Consider the following 19338-nt stretch of genomic DNA (forward strand, 5'->3'; position numbering starts at 1 on the left):
GTATCCTTGAACGGTAAGCCGATGATAGGTAACCGCACGCGTCGACAAAAGGAGAGGCATCATGAGTGAACAACAGAATGACAATCGCCTACGCGAAGGCTACGAACGCTTGTTAGAGCGGATGCAGGGGGGCGCTAACGAGCTAACCTGGGAAAACTTACAGAAGGATCTGGACGACGCGGTGGAGTTTGAAGCGGAGTTAGAAGAGTACACCAAAGACGAGCTAGCCCTGCTACGCGCCTGGGTAGAGCGCGACCTTAAAGACATGCGCTACTTCATGGCAGACACTGGCAAGCAGGTCGCCAGCTGGTTGGGCATTGATATTGACGGCCTTTCTCGCCGCGTAGCCGAGTCACTGCTGTCGATTGCCGACCGCAGCGTGGTCGAGCGCGAACGCTTTGAAGATGATTTAGAAGCCGCCCGCGCCGACTACTGCGAAGGCGAAATGGCCGCACCCGGTTTAATGGCCTGTACCCACTGCGATGCCCAGGTAATGCTGCCATCCGTGGCCCGCCTGGAACCCTGTCACCAGTGTGGCCATCGCTACTTCTACCGCTTCCCCAGCAAAATCATCGAGACGTAAGACGCTGCTTAACCGGCCAAATAACTGACGCCTGCGATCGCCCCCAGCGAAAGCAGGCTCATTATCGCCGCGTAGAGCAGATTATTTTTCATCATGCGATAACCGCTCACGCCGTAACGCCCTTGCAGCGAAAGATTAATTCCCGAAAGCGGTCCCACGCTGGTGCCCACCGCCCAAGACGTTAATGCCACAAACGCAAACACGGTCTGTTCGCCGCCCTGCAAATTTAGCATCGACGCCAGCACCGAGACGCCAATAATCGGGTGCAGGCCTGCCAGCGCGCTAAGCGTAATCCCCGCAAAGCTGATCATCGCCTGTGGCGCGCCAAAGCGGGTGAATAGCGTCCAATCGCTGCCAGCCGCCGCCGTGACCAGCGTCGAAAGGCCAATGGTTAACAAGCCTGCCGCCAAAAATAGCGAAATCTCCCCGCGCATGGCGGGTAGACGCGTAGTGGTGTGCTGACGAATGCGCCGAAGGGGAAATTGGGGCCCATGGGGCAGGTTGCTCAGCAGTGCAACGCTGGGTAGCAGAAAAGTGATAATGCTAACAATGGTAAGAGCAGGGGTGAGCACAAAGTGAAATAGCATCACCAGCGCTGCCATACCCACGGGCATTAACAGGCTACGCGGTGCCAGTGAGTAACCATCCACCTCGCTGAGATCAAACCGCCGCCTTAGCTCCAGCGTGGTTAACAGCCCTGACAGCATCGCCATGGGAAAGCCCACCACGGCAATTTGCGCATACTCAACCTCGGGCACCAGCGCGATCACCACGCCCATCGAGGCAAAAAATGGCGACCACAGCGCCGCGCTACTCAGCCCCCGGTTAAGTGCTAACAGCTGCGGCGTCGTCAATGGCCCGCGCCGAGCAAGCTTATCGCCGACCATAAACACGGTAGAGAGATTCAAAATCGTGCCCAGGAAGTGCACCCCCAACCAGGTACGCAAAATACCGCCCGCCCCAGTCACTCGGCTTCCCGTCGCGCCCTTATTACCTTGCTTACCAATCAGCGAGATAAAGCTAACGCCCACCAGCATCGCCGCTACAAAGATATTCCCTTGCAACATAGCGGGCCAATCCACCTCAGCGCCATACACAAACCGCGCCACCAGCAGCATGCCCACACCCAGCGCAATCAGCACGCCCGCCTGAATGCGCGAGCGGCGAGGAATGTCCCGCCAAAGCAACACAACCGCCGCCCACAGCAAATAGCTCACCGCATGGGCAGTGCTCAACCAGCCGGTAAAGCCAATAATTTGTGCGATCAAACCAAGCAGAATCAACACGCCCGCCAAGCGCTGCCGAGAAGTCGTCTCTTGCATGCCAAACCCTTAATAGTGAATTAGCAGGCTAATAGGATTTGCAGAAGAAGGCCAGCGGTAGGCAGGTAATGATCGAGTGGTTTTCGTAGCGCGTGGTAACGAGTGAAGCACCCGCGAAGTACTACACAGCGGCATCAGATCAGCAGCCAACAAACGGTTGGCCCCAACGCTTTCTTGCATTATCACGAGACCTAAGCCAAATTTATGAATGAGGTATGATCAATGAGCCAAACACGGTCGCAATTGGCGCGTTTTTAACGTAATCCAAATGTGCCGTGGCGGTAGCGTGGCTAGAGTAACGGCCTAGTAATTAAGTTATAGCATCAAGAGGGCTTGTTAAGCCTGCGATCTTTCGATTCTTTACCGTCCCTCACTGTGATTGACCCACGAGAGAAGTCGATATCTTTCACCCCCTTAAGCGCAGGCACTCAGTAATTCGCAGCCCAGAACCGTACAGAAGTGAAAAAATCAGTTTATCTCTACCGGTCATCTCCTTAAGGATATTAGCGACTTCAGCCGCCATGAGCGCTTCAGGTAAACGCTGTGGTTTAGAGGCATAATTGAATTCAAGATCACCTAATGGCTGCTTGAGAAATTGGTTAATAAGCTAGCGCACTCAACGCTATGCACTGGGTGTTAACTGCCACATTGCGTTCGGTGGCGAGGTAGCCCAGAAAACGTACTACTTCAGTTGCTTCCATCTCACTGGGGTGGCGACAATTGTTGTACCGAATAAAAAAACGTATTCAGAAAATGTATGTTTCTCGGTTCGGATGCTCATCCCACGAACACGGACGGAGGTGCGAATCTCATTAAGGAAGGGGCTGCTAGCCATTTAGTTAAACCCTTAATTATGCTGTATTGAGGGTTTTAAATCTGCAATGCATGTTTTTCCGTATTCCTGGTATGGGAATTTGCTTAATTTTGCACGTGCTGTTTTATAAAATACATAAATAACAAGGAGTTGATGAGCTCATTTGTGCGTTTATGCGCAATTTGTAAAGATGACTTAGAATGATAACGCGCATGCGCATTTTTCTAGCAAGCTCAAGCATGAGGATTGGTAATTTTTATTATTATCAACGGATTGTAGGTTGCTGGTGAAGCTGGGCTTTCCAGGGAAACGCGCATGCGCACTAATAAGCTGCTACGTTTCGTCGTCGACAAGGCATCGAGTAATTGGATGAATGTAGAAATCATCGGTGATCGCGAATTTATCACGTCTGCTCAGGAGCAAGACGGTGTTTGGGTGCTAATGGCAGGCCAATCGCTATATGCCCTACCAGCGGAGGGTGGCAGGGATCTTCCCGTTTGGTCGTCAGCAGAGAAAGCAGAAGTGTTCGCCGAAAATTTGAACCAAAGAGGGCTGTCCCCTGTGTTTGTACCGATGAGTAATTTCCTGGGTGCTGCCTGGTTGGGTTCTTCGAGCCTACAAATCGTCGATGTCTTGGCTTCACCGCGCTATGGCCAAGAGTCTCTCGCCTACACAGCTGAGGAACTCCGTGCCACACTCAAAACGTAACAAGTCGTTCAAGTACGTTCCGGCCTTCGGCCTCCACCGGACGCGCTTTCCATGGCGCCTTTGGCACCATTCCAAGGTCGCCGCTTAACATTGGCGTTAGCAGTCAGAAGCAAGAAGGATCTTTCAATGGAGTTAAAGTATCGTTCGGCTAAATCAGAAGACTTGGAAAGTCTTGTAACTTTGCTGTCAAAAGATCCTCTTGGTAGCCAAAGAGAAGATTCAACCATTCCACTGAATAGTGCATACATTGCTGCATTTGAAGCAATTGAGCGCGACCCAAACAACGAGCTGTTAGTCGTTGAACTGGGGAGTTCGTTAGTTGGAATGCTTCAAATTACGTTTATTCCTTATCTCACACACAAAGGTAGTTGGCGTTGCCTCATTGAAGGCGTCCGAATTCATAGTGATTATCGCGGTCAGGGCTTTGGAGAGAAAATGTTCGAACACGCTATCAGCTTGGCAAAAAATAAAGGCTGTACAATAGTTCAGTTAACAAGTGATAAGCAGCGTCCTGATGCAATCAGGTTTTATGAAAAACTCGGATTCAAAGCAACGCATGAAGGGTTCAAACTCACGCTGTAGGTTGCCTGCTAACAAATGGTTCAAGAGTGTTTCGACACGCGTGGCATTTTTACTAGGCGTTGGGTTTAGTGGTTAGGGTGGTATGCTGAAGCGTTGTATTGCGTGCCTCACGTCTAAGGCATTAACTGTCACAGAAAAGGAGTTCACATGAGCTATCAGGCGGTAAATTTCAAAAACAAGCTCGGCCTGTTTGATGAGCAATGGTCACCGAAGGTCATCGCTGAGATGAACGATTACCAGTTTAAGGTCGTTAAAATCCAGGGCGAGTTTGTTTGGCATGACCACAAAGACACGGATGAAACTTTCATAGTGCTTGAGGGCTGTCTCAGAATCGATTTCAGAGATGGGTATGTAGATCTGTCTGAAGGCGAAATGTACGTGGTTCCAAAGGGTATCGAACACAAGCCTTATGCGGAACATGAAGCAAAGGTTTTGCTTATCGAGCCACGTGGCGTCGTGAATACTGGCGACCAGACTGGTAGCCAAACAGCAGAGAATGACGTTTGGATCTAAATCAGTTAACACCTATGAGCCTTCTCTCTGTCAATAGGCCGCAGTGTTTTTTATTGGCCGCGTCAGCGGCCAACATCAAGTCCCTGAGCCAGTGATCCTACTTCATCTGTCATCGTTGGCTGTGAGTGGCTTACAGCAAAAATACCGCAAGGGTACTTCCTTCGATCGCCTATTGAGGCTCTCTTAACGTGGTGGTTCACCACTGCCAAACCGGGTTGCTCCTTGCAGATGGGTCTGGGGCACTAGACATTCATCGGCTAACCGGCATCTGTCCTATTCAAACAGCGGGTTACAGTCCCAGTTAGTTTCAGGTTCAGCGCCGGTGTAAGCCCACTCGCTCGGGGTATTGGTGCACGCCAGCAGGATGGATAATCAAAGCGACGGGCTTCGAGTTGGGTGTAGAAGTCGGGGTTCAGATCTTAAGATCAGTCAGCAGACACCCGGTTTCAGAACACTCCGTGATGATCCAGTTAGACATTGATCATCATCCTGCTGCGTGACTAACTCGTTAAAAAGCGTTGTTCATCAAACACCTTTTCGTTCTTTAACATGAAATAGACCGCACGCCCCAGCTTGTGAGCCAAAGCCGATAGAGCCTTGGCTTTACTCATGCGTTTCTGGAAGCGTTGCAACAGCTTTTGTGCACCAGGATTGCCGCGCAGATAAAGCACAGCAGCCTCAGAAAAAGCCCACTTCAGATGGGCATTACCAATCTTGTTGCCCTGGGTGCCATAGGTCTTACCGGCCGATTCGGCTTTGCACTTAATCAGCCGGGAATAGGAGGCAAACTTCTGGACAGATTCAAAGCGTCGAATATCACCCACTTCATACAGAATAGTGAGAGCCAGAATACGGCCAACGCCGGGAATGGTTTTTAATAAGTGGTAGTAGGTTGGCTGATGCTTTTTGGCCTGCTTTTCCAATAGCCATTCCACCTAGCTTAGTTCCCGGTGGTAGCACTCTAAAACGGCCATATCTAGATCGATATTGCGCTGAACGAGCGGGTCATCAAAGGTTCTGCCTAACTGCTCTCGGGCACTGACATTTTTCAAATTGACCTTGTTGGGCGGCAGATTGTACTGACTCGTGGTGTTGACAACATGGGCTTGGAGATCAGCGCCGTGACGAACGAGTCCAGTACGACGACGGAGTAAATCCCGCGTTGCTCGCATGCTGCGAGGGTAGACATAAGCGAGGGGAAAGTTACCGCCTCGAATAAGCGCGGCGATCTTGTAAGAATCCACGCGGTCATTCTTGGTTTTACCGCCATGAATGACGTTGAAAAGTACGTCCTGTACTTTTCCCTTCGGGCTAGCTGAAGCTATCCAAATTCTTTCGGGAAGAATTTGTCATATAAAGGGCATGACCGAGAATGAAAGCAATGCCCTGATCTTCACAGAAATCGGCGATCCAGTACCAGCAGTGCATGCATTCAACCCCGATGACCAGATCGTCCAGGTAGAGTTCGATCAGACGCAGCAGGGGCTCTGGTTTGGCAGGAATCTCTTTATGCAGAAGGGTTTCACCCTGCTGATCCATGATGCAGACATACAGGCTACGGGCATGAAGATCAATGCCACAGTAGTGGCGATGAGTGCTATTGTAAAAGTTCATTGAGTCTTCTCCTGTTAGGGTTTGGTCGCCTTTTCAGCTTAGCCAAACGGCTGAGCTGGGGGAGAAGGCTCAATGAGTATCAAGGCCAGGCACAGCGACAGCTTTTTCGTTGCGGCTACGCCTTCACTACAAAGCTGCGCGTGCTGGCAGCGTTAAATTCTCAAGGAGAGCCAGTGCTCGAAGCTCGTTTCTATGAAACCTGCTACTTCTGTAACGTGGTGAGAAACGTACTCCACGATCAGTTTTCTTATATACGAAATCTGAACAATTTTTATTGTGACGAGCGAATATTTTATTTGGTTTCCCCGTTTCAAAAATATTCGGTATTCCATGAGTTTATCGAGTTCATAGTAGAGGATATCTACTATGAAGAAGCATCGAATGTAGGGTTAGAGGATCGGAGGGAGCTGATCGAAAAGTTCAAAGATATACCTTCGGCGATAAATGACATGAAACCGCAGAGGTTGCCAATTGAGCAAGCATTCGAGTTTCATGACATTGAATGCTTGAGTTTTGAGTCTCATTTAGAGAGTGTCGGAAAGTCGTTTTTAGATGCCTCTGAGGATGATGTGTATGACTACATGGGCGAACTCCGCCTAAGCGGCGACTATGAAATGTTAGTTCAGCAAACGGTTAAAGAGGTTTTTCACGTTCTTTTTCAGAACAGAAGCCTTCTGATGATTTTTAACCAGATGATGGCAGGCGAGCTTGAGCGGCAAGTCGACATAGAACCCCAGAAGAGCAAGATTCTCTGTTTTCCCGACCTGGTGTCTTGAAACGAACCACCATACCGAGCTGGGTTAAAAGAGCTGTATATTTTAGAGATCGTGGGCGTTGTGTCCTGTGTGATAAAGACCTTTCAGGGACCCTTAATCTGGACAATCAGGAAAATTACGATCATATAGTTCCGCTAGCTAAACACGGGTTAAATGACGTATCAAATGTCCAACTGCTCTGTAAAGAATGTAACCAAAAAGAAAAAAGAGCAGGAAATGCCATTACTTCTAATAGGTATCAGTCTTGGTATCTCTATGATTAAATTTAACAATACGCTGTTGTCGGACAATTTTTACACCGCTTCGCGCCTCCAAAATTGCCGCAAAGCTCTGCGTTAGAAGGTAAGAATGGATACTAAAGAATCTATCGCGAAGGAAGTGAAGGATCTATACCAAGAGGGTGTAGAACTTGCGCAAGCCTTCCAAAAAGAAGATGAAAAACAGAACTTTCCATATGACTATCAGACTTGGTATACCAAGTCTTTAAGGGTGGTACAGGTTCTTGCTCCAGATCGATACCAAGAGTTCAAATCTTACTACGAAATTGATTCGAAGAGAAAAAGCCTTGGGTATGGAACTTATGTCATTCAAGATTTTTTAAAAGGTGTTGCTCCTGCAGCACATAGAATTCCTGGTTTTGATACGCGATCACAAGCTCTACAGAATGTTTTTAATCAATTAACTATTCTAAATGCTCTATCGAGTCGCGTTGATTCTGTTCTAGCTAATATCGACACTGAGCTTCTTTCAGAAATACAAGATGCGGAGCTAGAAACTGCAAAGAAATTATCAAAAATCAGCTTGCGAGCAGCAGGGGCACTTACAGGTGTAATTATTGAACATCACCTCCAGAAGTTGGCAGATAATCACGGGATCAAACTTCGAAAGAAAAACCCTACAATCAGTGATCTAAGCGATCCACTTAAATCGGAAGGAATATTTGATACTCCAACATGGAGGAAGGTTACTTACCTTGCCGATATTAGAAACATTTGCTCACATAAAAAAGATTCTGAACCAACTCAAGAGCAGGTTAATGAGCTAATCGAGGGGGCAAATTGGTTAATCAAAAACACCTTCTAACAAGTCAATCAACTATGCGCCTGCGGCGCCGGACGCAGCAAAGCTGCGCCGGTTATTGAGGCGTTGAGGCTGTAGAAAGTGTGCCGTAGGCACACGGAAGAGCAGGAGATTCTTGGCAAGCTCTTCTGTGTATAAGCTGCATGAAAGATGAAGGCGGGCCCTTCGAAGTCGACTTTCAGGAGTAGGCTTCAAACCACCCCAAGCTGCGCTGGTAAAGAGCCAGGGTAGTGAGCGTTGGGGTCAAAGCCGCGAGAGACGATCTTGGGCAGGTGTGGATTAGAGAGACGAACGCAAGTGAACCCTCGATGACGCGTCGTTATTCAGAGACCCGCTTTCAAAACCAGGGGCGTTTCTACCTTCTGGGACAAGCTTGTCGGATACCTGATTACTGGACAAGCGGCAGCCGGCGTATAGGGGGCGTGAATCTGATTCAGGCTTTTGTGCGGAACTGCGGGAACCAGTCGTTCCGATGATAAGGGAGAAGCACAAGTGGCTAAAACCACGAGGCGAGAGTACCGATGCGGAGCACTGGGACGGACTGGGTTGTAGTAGCGATGAAGGCTGGTAATGCGGCTGGAGCGAAGGGCCCGGATCAAGTGGTTGCATTGTGCGTCCAACTGGACACAGGAGGAGACGGATGAGTGCAACAAAGTCATACGCCATTGATAAGTGGTCAGTGTACAACGCCTATAAGGCAGTGAAGGCCAATGCGGGCGCAGCGGGCGTGGATCGACAGTCGCTTGCCGATTTCGAGGCAGATCTGAGCAGTAATCTGTATAAGATCTGGAATCGGATGTCGTCAGGTAGCTATTTCCCTCCTGCTGTTAAAGCTGTGGCCATCCCTAAAAAGAGCGGTGGAGAGCGCATCTTGGGTATTCCCACCGTCGCTGATCGTGTGGCTCAAATGGTGGTCAAACGGGAGATTGAACCTGCCATCGAATCCAGATTCGCCCCCGACTCTTACGGTTACCGGCCCGGAAAATCGGCGCTGGATGCAGTAGGAATCACACGTGAGCGATGCTGGCGATACGACTGGGTTCTTGAGTTCGACATCAAAGGCCTGTTTGACAACATAGACCATGAGTTGCTGCGGAAGGCTCTTCGAAAGCATGTGCACTGTGAATGGGCGAGTCTATACATAGAGCGCTGGCTAACGGCCCCCATGCAATTGGTGGATGGAACCCAGGAAGTTCGATCTCGGGGAACTCCCCAAGGGGGCGTGGTCAGCCCGCTGTTGGCTAACCTGTTCATGCATTATGCTTTTGATCTCTGGATGGGGAGAATGTTTCCGGGGGCACCTTGGTGCCGGTATGCAGATGATGGACTGGTGCATTGTCGAACCGAACATGAGGCCCTGGCTGTTAGGGCCGCGTTGGAAAAGCGGTTAGGGGAATGCGGCCTGGAAATGCATCCGGTGAAGACCAAGATTGCCTACTGCAAGGATGGAAAACGGAGAAGGCAGTACCCGAACACGCAGTTCGATTTTCTTGGGTATACCTTCAGGCCACGGCTGGTTAAGAACCGCAAACGAAACAGCATGTTTGTGAACTTCACGCCGGCGGTCAGCCAAGCGGCTATGAAATCCATGCGGCAAACGACCCGGAGATTGAACTATCGCAATCGTTCCAACCTGAGTCTGGCCGATATATCGCGACTACATAACCCGATTCTTCGGGGGTGGCTGGCGTACTATGGAAGGTTCTATCCCTCCGCCATGTACCCGGTGCTGCGACATTTCAACCGGACGCTGGTGGCATGGGCGATGAAGAAGTTCAAGCGCCTGAAAGGTCGGAAGATGCGGGCGAGTCAGCTTTTAAAAACACTGGCTAAGACCCGACCTTCCCTGTTCGTACATTGGCAGCGAGGCATGGTGGGTGACTTTGCTTGATGGGAGCGGTGTGAGTCGAGAGGTTCACGCACCGTTCTGCGAGAGGCCGAGGGTGAAATTCCCTTGGTCTACTCACCAACCCCGCTGACGGCTAAGTTTTGGTAGGATCGAGAAAACAGACGAGGAGTGGTCAGCATGCCGCGCTTCAAGGCTTATAACTACGATCAGAACGCCATGGTGGTGATCAACTACCAGGATCAGCTCCAGCCAGGCACCTTTGAACACGCTGTGCACTACCTGATCGAGCACAAACTCGACTTGTCTGTTTTCCATCCCAAGTACCGCAATGATGCGACCGGTCGGCTGGCCTATGATCCGGCTATCTTGTTGAAGATCATTCTGTTTGCTTACTCAAAAGGCATCACCTCCAGCCGTGAAATGCAGTGGAGCTGTGAGACCAATATTATTTTCAAAGCCCTTTCCTGCGATACCGTTCCCCACTTCACCACACTGGCAAGCTTCGTTAGTCGCCATGCTGATGAGATTGAAGCACTGTTCGAACAAGTGCTACTGGTGTGCCACGAACAAGGCTTGTTGGGTAACAAACTCTTTGCGATTGACGGCTGTAAGATGTCCTCCGATGCCTCCAAAGAGTGGTCTGGCACGTTCAAAGAACTGGACGAGAAACGGGATAAATTGAGAGGTCTGATTCGGCATCACCTACTGGAGCACTACGCGCGTGATGAAGCCGAAACGGAAGCCGATCTGGATCGGGATATCCGACGGGCCAAGACGATTCTCTCGCTAGATGCCGCCATGAACAAAGTGGATCGTTTCCTAAAGACGCACAGCCCAAGGATGGGGCGGGGAAAGCGAATCAAGGAAGTGAAGAGCAATCTGACCGATAACGAAAGTGCCAAAATGACCACCAGCAAGGGCACGATTCAAGGCTATAACGGTGTAGCCACGGTGGATAAAAAACACAAGATCGTCATTGATGCCCAGGCCTTTGGCGAAGGCCAGGAACATCACACCTTACAGCCCGTACTGGAAACGGTCGAAGCCCGTTTTAAGAAACTGGGGATTGCGGAAAACATCTACCAGAGAGGCACCGTCGTCACGGCAGATACAGGCTTTGCCAACGAAGCCAATATGAAGTATCTGCACGAACAGCAGATCAATGGCTACATCCCCGATAACCAGTTCCGCAGCCGAGATCCGAAATTCGCCGACCAGAAAAACAAATACGGCAAGCGCCACCAGAGCTTACCAGATAAAGGCTGGCGAGAGACGACGCCCGCCAGCGCGTTCCAGTTTGATCCGGTAGAGCTAACGTGTATTTGCCCAACTGGCGAAAAACTGTCCTATCGCGGGCAACGAGAAACGGACAATGGCAAGATCCGGGTACACTTTGAAGGGCGTCTGCTGCAATGTCGGCATTGCCCAAAAAAATACCGATGCATGCAGAACCCAAGCTCGGCCGACCATCGCAACGGCGCTGGCCGACAAGTATCTTTTATTATCGAGAACAAGCGCTTACCCAATTACACTGACTGGATGAAGCACCGAGTCGATAGCCCCAAGGGCAAAGAAATTTACAGCCACCGTATGTCGGTAGTAGAACCGGTGTTCGGTAACATTGGCACGACGAAGAGACTTAGCCGCCTCAGCCTGCGGGGCAAGAAGAAGGTGCAAGGTCAGTGGAAGCTCTACTGTATGGTGCACAATATTGAGAAGTTAGCGAATTATGGTCATTTGGCCGCGTCATGAAGGGGTTGGGGCGGGGCATGTAGCTTTGTGACAGCAAAACACCGTCTTCAACTAGCTTTAGCTGGGCGCTCAAGTGGCTGAATACCAATATTAGGATGACTCAGCCAGATGACTGGCTGAGTCAATAAATTAGGACGACAGGCGATAGACGTGGCTCGAAATCGGGTTTTTCTACAGCCTCGTTAAGTTCCTAGAGAAGTACTCGGGCAGTAAGGAGGTTTAATGAAAAAGATGTTTTTAGCTTCATCTTTCGTTGATGTAGCAGATTTATTCGTGAAGTTCGCCGAGGAAAAATGTGCAGGCAAAACTGTTACATTCATACCAACGGCGAGCCTTGTCGAAGAGGTGAAGTTTTATGTGGATGCTGGCAAAAAGGCCCTTCAAAAATGCGGGCTAATTGTTGACGAGCTTGAAATTTCAACGGCAACAAAAGAAAAAATAGAAAGTACGATTCAAAAAAATGATTACATTTATATTACTGGTGGTAACACTTTCTTTCTGCTTCAAGAGCTGAAAAGAACAGGCGCGGATAAAATCATATCAGAACAAATCAGTTCAGGAAAAATTTATATTGGAGAGTCTGCCGGCTCCATTGTGCTTTCATGCAATATTGAGTATGTAAAAGACATGGATGATTTCACTGCCGCGCCGAACATAGGTACGTTTTCATCATTAGGCATGATTGATTTTTGTCCGGTTCCTCATCATACAAACTTTCCATTCAAAGAGTCAGTTGAGAGCATCATCTCTAGTTATGAAGGGAAAATGGATCTTTGCCCAATTAGCAACACTCAAGCAATTGTCGTACATGGCAATAAATTTGAAGTATGGGGTGTCGAAACTTAACAAGCTACTGCACCGGAAAAATAACTCGCTGCCGCTCGTCATTTTTAGGTGAGTAAAGCGTTAAATTTTCAATTGGGTTTAGTGATGAATATTGAGGTCGTAGGAAAAGCAGATCACCTTAAGCTGATAGAAATCTGGGAGGCATCGGTCAGAGCAACTCACGGCTTTTTAGCTGAAGATTATCTGCAAGAATTAAAGCCGTTAATTCTGAAGCAGTACTTTGACGCTGTTGATTTAAGGTGTGCTAAAAACAGCAATGGTGAAATACAGGGATTCTGCGGCGTGCATGACGGTAATATTGAAATGTTGTTTATTTCACCTGGTGTTCGCGGAAAAGGCATTGGTGCAATGTTAGCGGCCCATGCTCTCAAAGAGCAGGGGGCGACAAAAGTCGATGTAAACGAACAAAATGAGCAGGCGCTAGGTTTTTACCAGCATATTGGTTTTAAAGTGACGGGGCGCTCCCCAGTCGATGGGCAGGGTAAAGCCTATCCGCTGTTGCATATGGCGTTATAAAAATTTAACAAGGCCAGCCAAGACAACGTCTTTTTCGTTACGGCTCTGCCTTCACTACAAAGCTGCGCGTGTTAGCGGCGTTAAATTCTAAGGGGTTTCATGGCATCACTTTATGACAAACCCGTCCGCGCCCTTATGCATGACATGGTGCGTGACATAGATTTGAAGCCGGATACCGTGATTTCGCGTGACCGAGTCCGTTCTTGGTTCAGGGAAAACTATCCAAAAATCAAAGACGGAACGATTGCTGCGCACCTGCTTAGAATGTCGGTTAACTCGAAAAGCCGGGTGCACTACGGAGCCAAACCAGGAGAGGATGATCTATTCTTTCAAGTCGACTCCAAACATTTTCGCCTCTATCGACCACAGAATGACCCGGTGCCAATATATCCAGGGGATGATGTCGAACATGCCATAAAGGAAGAAGTTCAGGAGCTAGCAGAGGAAGGTAGCCCAGCATTTGCGTACGAAAAAGACCTGCAGAATTATCTCGCAAGAAACCTTCACCTCATAGAATCAGGCCTCACTCTGTTTGAGGATGAAGGGATAAATGGCCTTGAATTCCCAGTGGGTGGAAGGTTTATCGATATTCTGGCTACGGATTCAGATGGCAACTACGTTGTCATAGAGCTAAAAGTATCCAAAGGGTACGACAGGGTCGTCGGTCAGTTGCTGCGGTACATGGCCTGGATCAAGAGAAACCAGACGGAACCTGAGCAGTCGGTTCGAGGTATTATCGTGGCTCGGCATATTTCGGAGGATTTGTTACTCGCTTGCTCTGGGGTGCAGGGCGTTCAGTTATTCGAATATGAGCTATCCGTCAGTCTGCGAGAGGCTCGAATTGAGTGAAGAATTTAACAATACGCGTCACACGGATGCTCTTTTCTCTGTTTCGCTCCACAAAGGCCACCGGTGTGCTCTGCGTTAGCTTCTGAGTACATAAAGCACACAATGTGCTAAACTTTGGATTATGAAACCGATCACATGGAACTCAGAGAAGAACAAGCTTCTCGAAGAGGAACGGAATATCTCTTTCGAGGATGTAGTCTTGCATATCTCGATCGGGGGTATTCTGGACACATTCGAGCATCCGAATCAGCAACGGTATCTGGGCCAGCAAATCCACGTGATTGAGATAGAGGGGTATGCCTATTTGGTCCCCTTCGTGGAGTCGGAGGATGAGGTTTTTCTGAAAACGATCATTCTGAGCCGGAAAGCGACCAAAACCTATTTAGGAGGTCCAAAATGAGCAGACTGGATAAAGAAGAGCAGGAAATTCTGGACGCATTTGATGCAGGAGAGCTGCAGCGAGCGTCAGACATTGAAGATGGGAAAGTGCGGCACCAACAATACGCCAAGGCGATGTTCAAGAAAGATGCCCGTATCAACATCAGGCTTTCTTCCAAGGATCTCCGGGGGCTCCAGAAGAGAGCTCTTGCCGAAGGTATTCCTTACCAAACACTGGTTGCCAGCATCCTTCACAAGTATGTGGAAGGTCGCTTGCATGAGGATCGGTAGCTAACCAGGCCGTGCACCGGATGCCAGACCCTCCGCTTCGCTGAGGTCTTGTCACCGGTGATGGCGGGCGTTAAGGAGCATATTCGAGTGCAGTTAATACTTCCGAGCCCAGATTATGAGAGCAGCTACCGAGAATATATTCAGGAGCTGGGTGATGAGGAGCGCTACCCGTTCCCTCTGGACTTTGATTGTACTGATTTTTCAGGGCTGCTGGCGAAACTAGAAAATTTCAAAAATGGAGTTGATCTTCCGGAGGGTTTTGTTCCGGCATCGACTTACTGGCTGGTCGACGACGGTAAAATACTGGGCGTGTCCAATCTCAGGCTCCACCTAAATGACAGAATACGGCATGCGGGAGGCCATATTGGGCTCGGTATAAGGCCTTCCAGCCGGGGAAACGGGCTTGGTAGTGTTCTAATGACGCTCACTATCGAGAAGGCTATTGAATACGGAATTCTTGAGATCCATGTTCATTGCCACAAACACAATGAGCCATCGGCCAGAATGATCAAGGCTAATGGTGGCAGGCTGGAATCTGAGATCAACGATGGCGGGGAGGTTGTTCAACGCTACGTGGTCAATGCTCCTTAACAATCGCAAGCAATACGGACCTACGGGCCCGGACGTCGCTACGCTCCGTCGTTGTTGCGAGCGTTATACGCCACGCGAATAGAAACGATGATGCCAAACACGAAAAGAACAATTGCTCAATGCGCCTGCGGAAGTGTCGAATTTTACGTGATCGGTAATCCAATCTTGGGGGTAGCCTGTTACTGTGATGACTGCCAGGAAGGCGCACGCCAGATTGAAGCCCTGCCGAGCGCATCTCCTGTTATGTGCGCGGATGGCGGAACTGAACTTCTGCTCTTCCGAAAAGATCGTATGGAGTTTTTAAAAGGTGGTGAACTCTTACGCGACCATCGGATCAAGGATGGCTCTCCCACAAGAAGAGTTGTCGCGACATGCTGTAACACCGCGCTGTTTCTCGATTTTCAGAAGGGGCATTGGTTCTCTGTCTACCGGGCCAGATTCGGCGATGATGCACCACCAATCCAGGTGCGTATTCAAACTAAGTTCAAGCCCAATCATGACACCATTTTGAACGACGTACCTAGCTACAAGACATATCCGCTAAGGTTTGTAGGGAAGCTCATGGCTGCAAGAGTCGCCATGTTAATTGGTCGATGATACATGTATAACAATCGGCTTATGTTTGCACCCTTCGGCTGCCGGACGCTCGCAAACTCGCGCCGTCTAGCCGGGCGTTTAGGGATTAAATGAACTATCGATTTGTAGTCACCGGTGGCCCAGGCGCTCGGCTTAATTCAGGCGTTATCCTCACGAAGATCGTTGAAGTCCTGCAATGCCGATAGGTAGTCGAGCAATAACCCAGGAACAGAATCTACATGGCACAGATACTTCTTTTTCATCACGCGCAAGGGCTGACATCCGGGATCCGTGAGTTTGCCAATAGGCTGAGACACGCGGGTCACATTGTTCATGTTCCGGATCTGTATGAGGGGCGTGTGTTCGATGATTTAGACAAGGGTGTTGCCTATGCACAGGAAATCGGATTCGACTCAATAATAGAGCGCGGTATTAAGGCCGCAGAGGGTTTGCCTCGTGAGCTCGTTTTCTCTGGGTTTTCCATAGGTGTTCTGCCTGCACAAAAGCTGGCACAGACTCGCGCTGGGGCGATTGGTGCCCTGTTTTTTCATTCATGCGTTCCGTATTCGGAGTTCGGTCCCGCTTGGCCCAACGGCGTCAGGGGGCAGATTCATGGGATGGATCGGGACAAACTATTCGTGGATGAGGGTGACCTCAACGCGGCCCAAGCCATAGTCGAGACAACCGAGGAGGTTGAACTTTTCCTCTATCCGGGGGAGAAGCACTTGTTTGCAGACAACAGCCTAGCATCGTACGACGAGGGAGCAGCTGCGTTGTTGACCAAACGCGTACTTGGCTTTCTCAATGAGCTCGGCTAACTCTATGCCACACTATATGATCCCGGATAACACGTTGTTGCACACAGAAAAATTACTCGCTGCGCTTCCAATTTTCTGATTAGCAAGGCGTTAGCTGCTTGAAACGTGAAAGAGGATTAGTACTAATGAAAAAGAGTGTAGAAAACACGGAACAGTTGGCCACTGTAAATCAGAAAGTAGTCAGTGACGGGGAAGTCCTACCCTCAGTTCATCTAAAGGATGGCAGTAAGGTTCAGACAGGAACCGTTGCAACTATGCTACATAACATTAATCTTTATAACGCTGGTGAGCGAGGTCAAGTGGAGAAAGAGCTTGAGCTCGCTGTTCCAACGCTTATTAAGGTCGGTCTGTTTGATCTCTTTTCCGTCGAGGATTGGATAGCTGGCACTAATCCTGGCCGGCGTTTCGTAGGTGAATGTGCAAAAACCTATTTGGCTCGTTCAGGCAGCTAACAAGACAACTAAATTAAATTCGCTCCCTGCGGTCGCCGGACGCTCGTTCCTCGCGCCGTTTATTACGGGCGTCAGGCACAACGAAATAAAGTATGAGCGCGATTAATGACCGCTGCTTAACAAGGCGCAGCCGTTCGCGGTGGACGCCGAACGCCCTTTACATGGCTCCTTAGTCGCCACTCGCTGTGCTTCGGCGTTAAGCCGCTCCCCATGCCGACGATACAATCGGAGGTGACGAAATGAATGTAAGAACCCCTAAGGAACTAGAGGTCGATCAACTGGCGAAAATCTGGTACGACGGCTGGCAGGATGCTCACTCCAAGATTCTGCCGCCAGAGCTTGCCCGATATCGGACCCTTGAAAGCTTTAAGGACAGACTCCGTTCAGCGCTTCCAGACGTGCGAGTTTCAGGGCCAGATGGTCAACCTCTTGGCTTCAGCATGACAAAAGACGACGAGCTCTACCAACTCTATGTAGCGACGGAGTCGCGCGGCTCTGGATTGGCTGTGGCTCTTTTGGAAGATGCAGAGGAACGCATTGGCGCGCTTGGGTTCCAGACTGCTTGGCTGGCGTGCGGGATAGGTAACGAGCGTGCCGCCAAGTTTTACGAGAAGAATGGTTGGGAATGCGCTGGAAAGATGCTTAGTGAGCTACCAACCCCGGATGGGCCATTTACACTCGAAGTGTGGCGTTATGAGAAAAAACTGAATGGACTACGCCCAAGAGTGAGTATCGTCCACGTCGTTCTGGAGACAGATCGCATGGAGGAAACATCACGATTCATGCGCATGGTTGGTATGCGCTCTATCTTCGATGGCTCTGATGTTTCTGTTTACGAGATGCGCGGCGGAACACACCTAATCATGATGCGCAAAGACAGCGTTGTTGGAGGCAATGCCTCGTTTGATCTGATGGTTGATGACCTTCGCACAACCCACAAACGGTTTGTGGCCGCGGGACTTGATCCTTCACCGATTGAAGCGCGCCCGACCATAGATCATGAAGTCTTCACCCTTCAAGAGCCAGCAGGGCACGTGATTACATTTTTTTCCAGTCACGCGTCTGGTAAGCCTATATGACTATTATGACTATTGCTGTGATCGGCTCAACGATCGAAAAGAGGCAACTCGGTCGAATTTTCGGAACCCTTGGCTTGGTCATTGCGCTAGGGCCGGCAATCGGGCCAGCAGTGGGTGGTTTTCTTCTCGATGCCGCATCATGGCGCTGGCTGTTCTGGATCAATGTTCCAATATAGTATCGGATTCACATCGCTCGCAGCCATATCAGCATTAACAATAGTCACCGCCGGGCTTATGTATCGGCAATCAAAGCTTAACTCCGTACACGATGTCTGACTATGCTCTAACCCTTTGCGCCTTCTGCTTGTTATATGAATACGGCTCCCGCATCCGATCCAGTCGGCACGCCCGGCGCTCTGCAGTTCGTCGATCAGCATGCCACGAATTACGCGGTCCGCGTCAACTTGCTGGTCTCGCCCGTCCGCGATCCTGTACTGTTGCATGTTGACCTAGACCGGAGAACGCCATGCCTTCCCCCCTTGTGACCACCGACTGGCTGCAGGACAATCTGGATAACGAACATTTGGTGCTGATCGACGCTAGCATGGCCAATGTCGTTGGCAAGGAGCCGATCGTTTACGACCATCCGATGTTGATCCCGGGAAGTTTCCGGATCGACCTGGAAGGAATGCTTTGCGATACCGAAGCTTCCCAAGCTCACGCCTTCCCAACGGAAGAGCAGTTCACGGCGGAGGCCCGTAGATTGGGCATCGAGCCCGATAGCCTGGTGGTGGTGTACGACGATCAGGGTATCTACTCGGCACCACGCGCCTGGTGGATTCTGCGGGCTATGGGCCTCAAACAGGTGTTTGTTCTGGATGGCGGCCTGCCGCAGTGGTTGGCCGAAGGGCGGGACATCGATTCTGCTTCGGTTGCAGATGCGGCCAAGCATGGCAGCGTGGTTGGCAAGCTCGACCACACCCTGGTTCGAGATTCTGCCTACGTTTTCCAGCATCTGGAGGACGAGCGAGTAACGGTCATCGATGCGCGATCACAGGCACGTTTCCTGGCGCAAGCGCCAGAACCCAGGCCTGGTGTGCGCGGCGGCCACATCCCCCACTCCCTCAACCTGCCGTTTACAGAGGTGCTGGAGGGTTATCGGTTCAAGCTAGCCAGCCAGCTGGCGTCAACGTTTTCCCAACTCGCTCCCTCCCTTGAGCACAGCAACGGGCATCAATTGGTGTTTTCCTGTGGTTCCGGCATCACCGCTTGCATCATCCTACTGGCGGCCGAGCTGGCCGGGTATACTCAGTTGTCGCTGTACGACGGCTCCTGGGCCGACTGGGGCAGCAGTGAGTCGTTGCCGGTGGCGTAGCGGACATCATCTCGCTACAAGAGGAATTGGCAAT

The 19338-nt window shown here is 50.1% G+C and carries 22 protein-coding genes and 1 pseudogene; 20 read left to right on the forward strand and 3 right to left on the reverse strand.

The annotated features are described in order from the left end of the window. Positions 1-61: 61 nt before the first annotated feature. Positions 62-583: a zinc ribbon-containing protein gene (locus QT230_RS14920; protein ID WP_308322769.1), complete on the forward strand. Its 522-nt coding sequence runs from the start codon at positions 62-64 to the stop codon at positions 581-583. A gap of 8 nt (positions 584-591) precedes the next feature. Here the strand turns inward: QT230_RS14920 and QT230_RS14925 are convergent, their stop codons facing one another. Then, positions 592-1905 carry a hypothetical protein gene (locus QT230_RS14925; protein ID WP_308322770.1) on the reverse strand — a complete coding sequence of 438 codons (1314 nt, stop codon included), beginning with the start codon at positions 1903-1905 and terminating at the stop codon, positions 592-594. Positions 1906-2504: 599 nt separating this feature from the next. After that, positions 2505-2606: a hypothetical protein gene (locus QT230_RS20880; protein ID WP_374694471.1), complete on the reverse strand. Its 102-nt coding sequence runs from the start codon at positions 2604-2606 to the stop codon at positions 2505-2507. A gap of 428 nt (positions 2607-3034) precedes the next feature. Here QT230_RS20880 and QT230_RS14930 point away from each other — a divergent pair, with 428 nt between their 5' ends. From QT230_RS14930 to QT230_RS14940, 3 genes are all read left to right on the forward strand, one after another. Further along, positions 3035-3427: a hypothetical protein gene (locus QT230_RS14930; RefSeq protein WP_308322771.1), complete on the forward strand. Its 393-nt coding sequence runs from the start codon at positions 3035-3037 to the stop codon at positions 3425-3427. Between the two features lie 126 nt (positions 3428-3553). Further along, positions 3554-4009 carry a GNAT family N-acetyltransferase gene (locus QT230_RS14935; RefSeq protein WP_308322891.1) on the forward strand — a complete coding sequence of 152 codons (456 nt, stop codon included), beginning with the start codon at positions 3554-3556 and terminating at the stop codon, positions 4007-4009. A gap of 147 nt (positions 4010-4156) precedes the next feature. Then, entirely contained in the window at positions 4157-4522 is a 366-nt protein-coding gene (locus tag QT230_RS14940) for a cupin domain-containing protein (protein WP_308322772.1), read from the forward strand. 500 nt (positions 4523-5022) lie between these two features. On the opposite strand, the pseudogene QT230_RS14945 reads toward QT230_RS14940, so the two are convergent. After that, positions 5023-6136: pseudogene (locus QT230_RS14945) on the reverse strand (IS110 family transposase). Between QT230_RS14945 and QT230_RS14950 the strand changes: the two are divergent. From QT230_RS14950 to QT230_RS15020, 16 genes are all read left to right on the forward strand, one after another. After that, positions 6136-6912, forward strand: coding sequence for a hypothetical protein (locus QT230_RS14950; RefSeq protein WP_308322773.1), 777 nt, complete (start codon positions 6136-6138; stop codon positions 6910-6912). The pseudogene QT230_RS14945 and the gene QT230_RS14950 overlap by 1 nt on opposite strands. Then, on the forward strand, positions 6909-7175 hold the full coding sequence (locus QT230_RS20885; protein ID WP_374694472.1) for an HNH endonuclease: 267 nt from the start codon (positions 6909-6911) through the stop codon (positions 7173-7175). The genes QT230_RS14950 and QT230_RS20885 overlap by 4 nt, the downstream gene beginning before the upstream one ends. A gap of 85 nt (positions 7176-7260) precedes the next feature. Continuing rightward, positions 7261-7995 carry a hypothetical protein gene (locus tag QT230_RS14955; protein WP_308322774.1) on the forward strand — a complete coding sequence of 245 codons (735 nt, stop codon included), beginning with the start codon at positions 7261-7263 and terminating at the stop codon, positions 7993-7995. Positions 7996-8632: 637 nt separating this feature from the next. After that, a complete protein-coding gene (ltrA, locus tag QT230_RS14960; RefSeq protein WP_308322775.1) occupies positions 8633-9883 on the forward strand; it encodes a group II intron reverse transcriptase/maturase in 1251 nt (416 codons plus the stop codon). 135 nt (positions 9884-10018) lie between these two features. Then, positions 10019-11593 (forward strand): transposase, encoded by a 1575-nt coding sequence (locus QT230_RS14965; protein ID WP_308322776.1) that lies wholly within the window; start codon positions 10019-10021, stop codon positions 11591-11593. 222 nt (positions 11594-11815) lie between these two features. Next, a complete protein-coding gene (locus QT230_RS14970; protein WP_308322777.1) occupies positions 11816-12439 on the forward strand; it encodes a Type 1 glutamine amidotransferase-like domain-containing protein in 624 nt (207 codons plus the stop codon). Between the two features lie 84 nt (positions 12440-12523). After that, entirely contained in the window at positions 12524-12955 is a 432-nt protein-coding gene (locus QT230_RS14975) for an acetyltransferase (protein ID WP_308322778.1), read from the forward strand. Between the two features lie 99 nt (positions 12956-13054). Continuing rightward, a complete protein-coding gene (locus tag QT230_RS14980; protein WP_308322779.1) occupies positions 13055-13804 on the forward strand; it encodes an endonuclease NucS domain-containing protein in 750 nt (249 codons plus the stop codon). A 396-nt stretch (positions 13805-14200) separates the two neighbouring features. Beyond that, the gene (locus QT230_RS14985) at positions 14201-14473 is read left to right on the forward strand and encodes an antitoxin (RefSeq protein WP_308322780.1); all 273 of its coding nucleotides are present in this window, start codon (positions 14201-14203) and stop codon (positions 14471-14473) included. Positions 14474-14560: 87 nt separating this feature from the next. Then, the gene (locus QT230_RS14990) at positions 14561-15064 is read left to right on the forward strand and encodes a GNAT family N-acetyltransferase (RefSeq protein WP_308322782.1); all 504 of its coding nucleotides are present in this window, start codon (positions 14561-14563) and stop codon (positions 15062-15064) included. Positions 15065-15154: 90 nt separating this feature from the next. Beyond that, positions 15155-15661, forward strand: a complete 507-nt coding sequence (locus tag QT230_RS14995) for a DUF6151 family protein (protein ID WP_308322783.1) — start codon at positions 15155-15157, stop codon at positions 15659-15661. A 218-nt stretch (positions 15662-15879) separates the two neighbouring features. After that, positions 15880-16458 carry a dienelactone hydrolase family protein gene (locus QT230_RS15000; protein ID WP_308322784.1) on the forward strand — a complete coding sequence of 193 codons (579 nt, stop codon included), beginning with the start codon at positions 15880-15882 and terminating at the stop codon, positions 16456-16458. A gap of 125 nt (positions 16459-16583) precedes the next feature. Continuing rightward, positions 16584-16910: a hypothetical protein gene (locus tag QT230_RS15005; protein ID WP_308322785.1), complete on the forward strand. Its 327-nt coding sequence runs from the start codon at positions 16584-16586 to the stop codon at positions 16908-16910. Positions 16911-17149: 239 nt separating this feature from the next. Continuing rightward, a complete protein-coding gene (locus tag QT230_RS15010) occupies positions 17150-17989 on the forward strand; it encodes a GNAT family N-acetyltransferase (RefSeq protein ID WP_308322787.1) in 840 nt (279 codons plus the stop codon). Beyond that, positions 17986-18165 (forward strand): MFS transporter, encoded by a 180-nt coding sequence (locus QT230_RS15015; protein WP_308322788.1) that lies wholly within the window; start codon positions 17986-17988, stop codon positions 18163-18165. The genes QT230_RS15010 and QT230_RS15015 overlap by 4 nt, the downstream gene beginning before the upstream one ends. 290 nt (positions 18166-18455) lie before the next feature. Then, positions 18456-19304 carry a sulfurtransferase gene (locus tag QT230_RS15020; protein WP_308322789.1) on the forward strand — a complete coding sequence of 283 codons (849 nt, stop codon included), beginning with the start codon at positions 18456-18458 and terminating at the stop codon, positions 19302-19304. Positions 19305-19338 lie beyond the last annotated feature (34 nt).

It is taken from the genome of Halomonas sp. SpR8, from assembly GCF_031010195.1.
Classification (GTDB): Bacteria; Pseudomonadota; Gammaproteobacteria; order Pseudomonadales; family Halomonadaceae; genus Vreelandella.

What these genes read in the sequence shown, in the direction of transcription:
- QT230_RS14975 (WP_308322778.1), top strand. Translation starts at nt 12,524, where the DNA reads ATGAATATTGAGGTCGTAGGAAAAGCAGATCACCTTAAGCTGATAGAA.
- QT230_RS14980 (WP_308322779.1), top strand. Translation starts at nt 13,055, where the DNA reads ATGGCATCACTTTATGACAAACCCGTCCGCGCCCTTATGCATGACATG.
- QT230_RS14985 (WP_308322780.1), top strand. Translation starts at nt 14,201, where the DNA reads ATGAGCAGACTGGATAAAGAAGAGCAGGAAATTCTGGACGCATTTGAT.
- QT230_RS14930 (WP_308322771.1), top strand. Translation starts at nt 3,035, where the DNA reads ATGCGCACTAATAAGCTGCTACGTTTCGTCGTCGACAAGGCATCGAGT.
- QT230_RS14925 (WP_308322770.1), bottom strand. Translation starts at nt 1,905, where the DNA reads ATGCAAGAGACGACTTCTCGGCAGCGCTTGGCGGGCGTGTTGATTCTG.
- QT230_RS15020 (WP_308322789.1), top strand. Translation starts at nt 18,456, where the DNA reads ATGCCTTCCCCCCTTGTGACCACCGACTGGCTGCAGGACAATCTGGAT.
- QT230_RS14940 (WP_308322772.1), top strand. Translation starts at nt 4,157, where the DNA reads ATGAGCTATCAGGCGGTAAATTTCAAAAACAAGCTCGGCCTGTTTGAT.
- QT230_RS14935 (WP_308322891.1), top strand. Translation starts at nt 3,554, where the DNA reads ATGGAGTTAAAGTATCGTTCGGCTAAATCAGAAGACTTGGAAAGTCTT.
- QT230_RS14995 (WP_308322783.1), top strand. Translation starts at nt 15,155, where the DNA reads ATGCCAAACACGAAAAGAACAATTGCTCAATGCGCCTGCGGAAGTGTC.
- QT230_RS14955 (WP_308322774.1), top strand. Translation starts at nt 7,261, where the DNA reads ATGGATACTAAAGAATCTATCGCGAAGGAAGTGAAGGATCTATACCAA.
- ltrA (WP_308322775.1), top strand. Translation starts at nt 8,633, where the DNA reads ATGAGTGCAACAAAGTCATACGCCATTGATAAGTGGTCAGTGTACAAC.
- QT230_RS15000 (WP_308322784.1), top strand. Translation starts at nt 15,880, where the DNA reads ATGGCACAGATACTTCTTTTTCATCACGCGCAAGGGCTGACATCCGGG.
- QT230_RS14920 (WP_308322769.1), top strand. Translation starts at nt 62, where the DNA reads ATGAGTGAACAACAGAATGACAATCGCCTACGCGAAGGCTACGAACGC.
- QT230_RS15005 (WP_308322785.1), top strand. Translation starts at nt 16,584, where the DNA reads ATGAAAAAGAGTGTAGAAAACACGGAACAGTTGGCCACTGTAAATCAG.
- QT230_RS14965 (WP_308322776.1), top strand. Translation starts at nt 10,019, where the DNA reads ATGCCGCGCTTCAAGGCTTATAACTACGATCAGAACGCCATGGTGGTG.
- QT230_RS14970 (WP_308322777.1), top strand. Translation starts at nt 11,816, where the DNA reads ATGAAAAAGATGTTTTTAGCTTCATCTTTCGTTGATGTAGCAGATTTA.
- QT230_RS15015 (WP_308322788.1), top strand. Translation starts at nt 17,986, where the DNA reads ATGACTATTATGACTATTGCTGTGATCGGCTCAACGATCGAAAAGAGG.
- QT230_RS15010 (WP_308322787.1), top strand. Translation starts at nt 17,150, where the DNA reads ATGAATGTAAGAACCCCTAAGGAACTAGAGGTCGATCAACTGGCGAAA.
- QT230_RS20880 (WP_374694471.1), bottom strand. Translation starts at nt 2,606, where the DNA reads ATGGAAGCAACTGAAGTAGTACGTTTTCTGGGCTACCTCGCCACCGAA.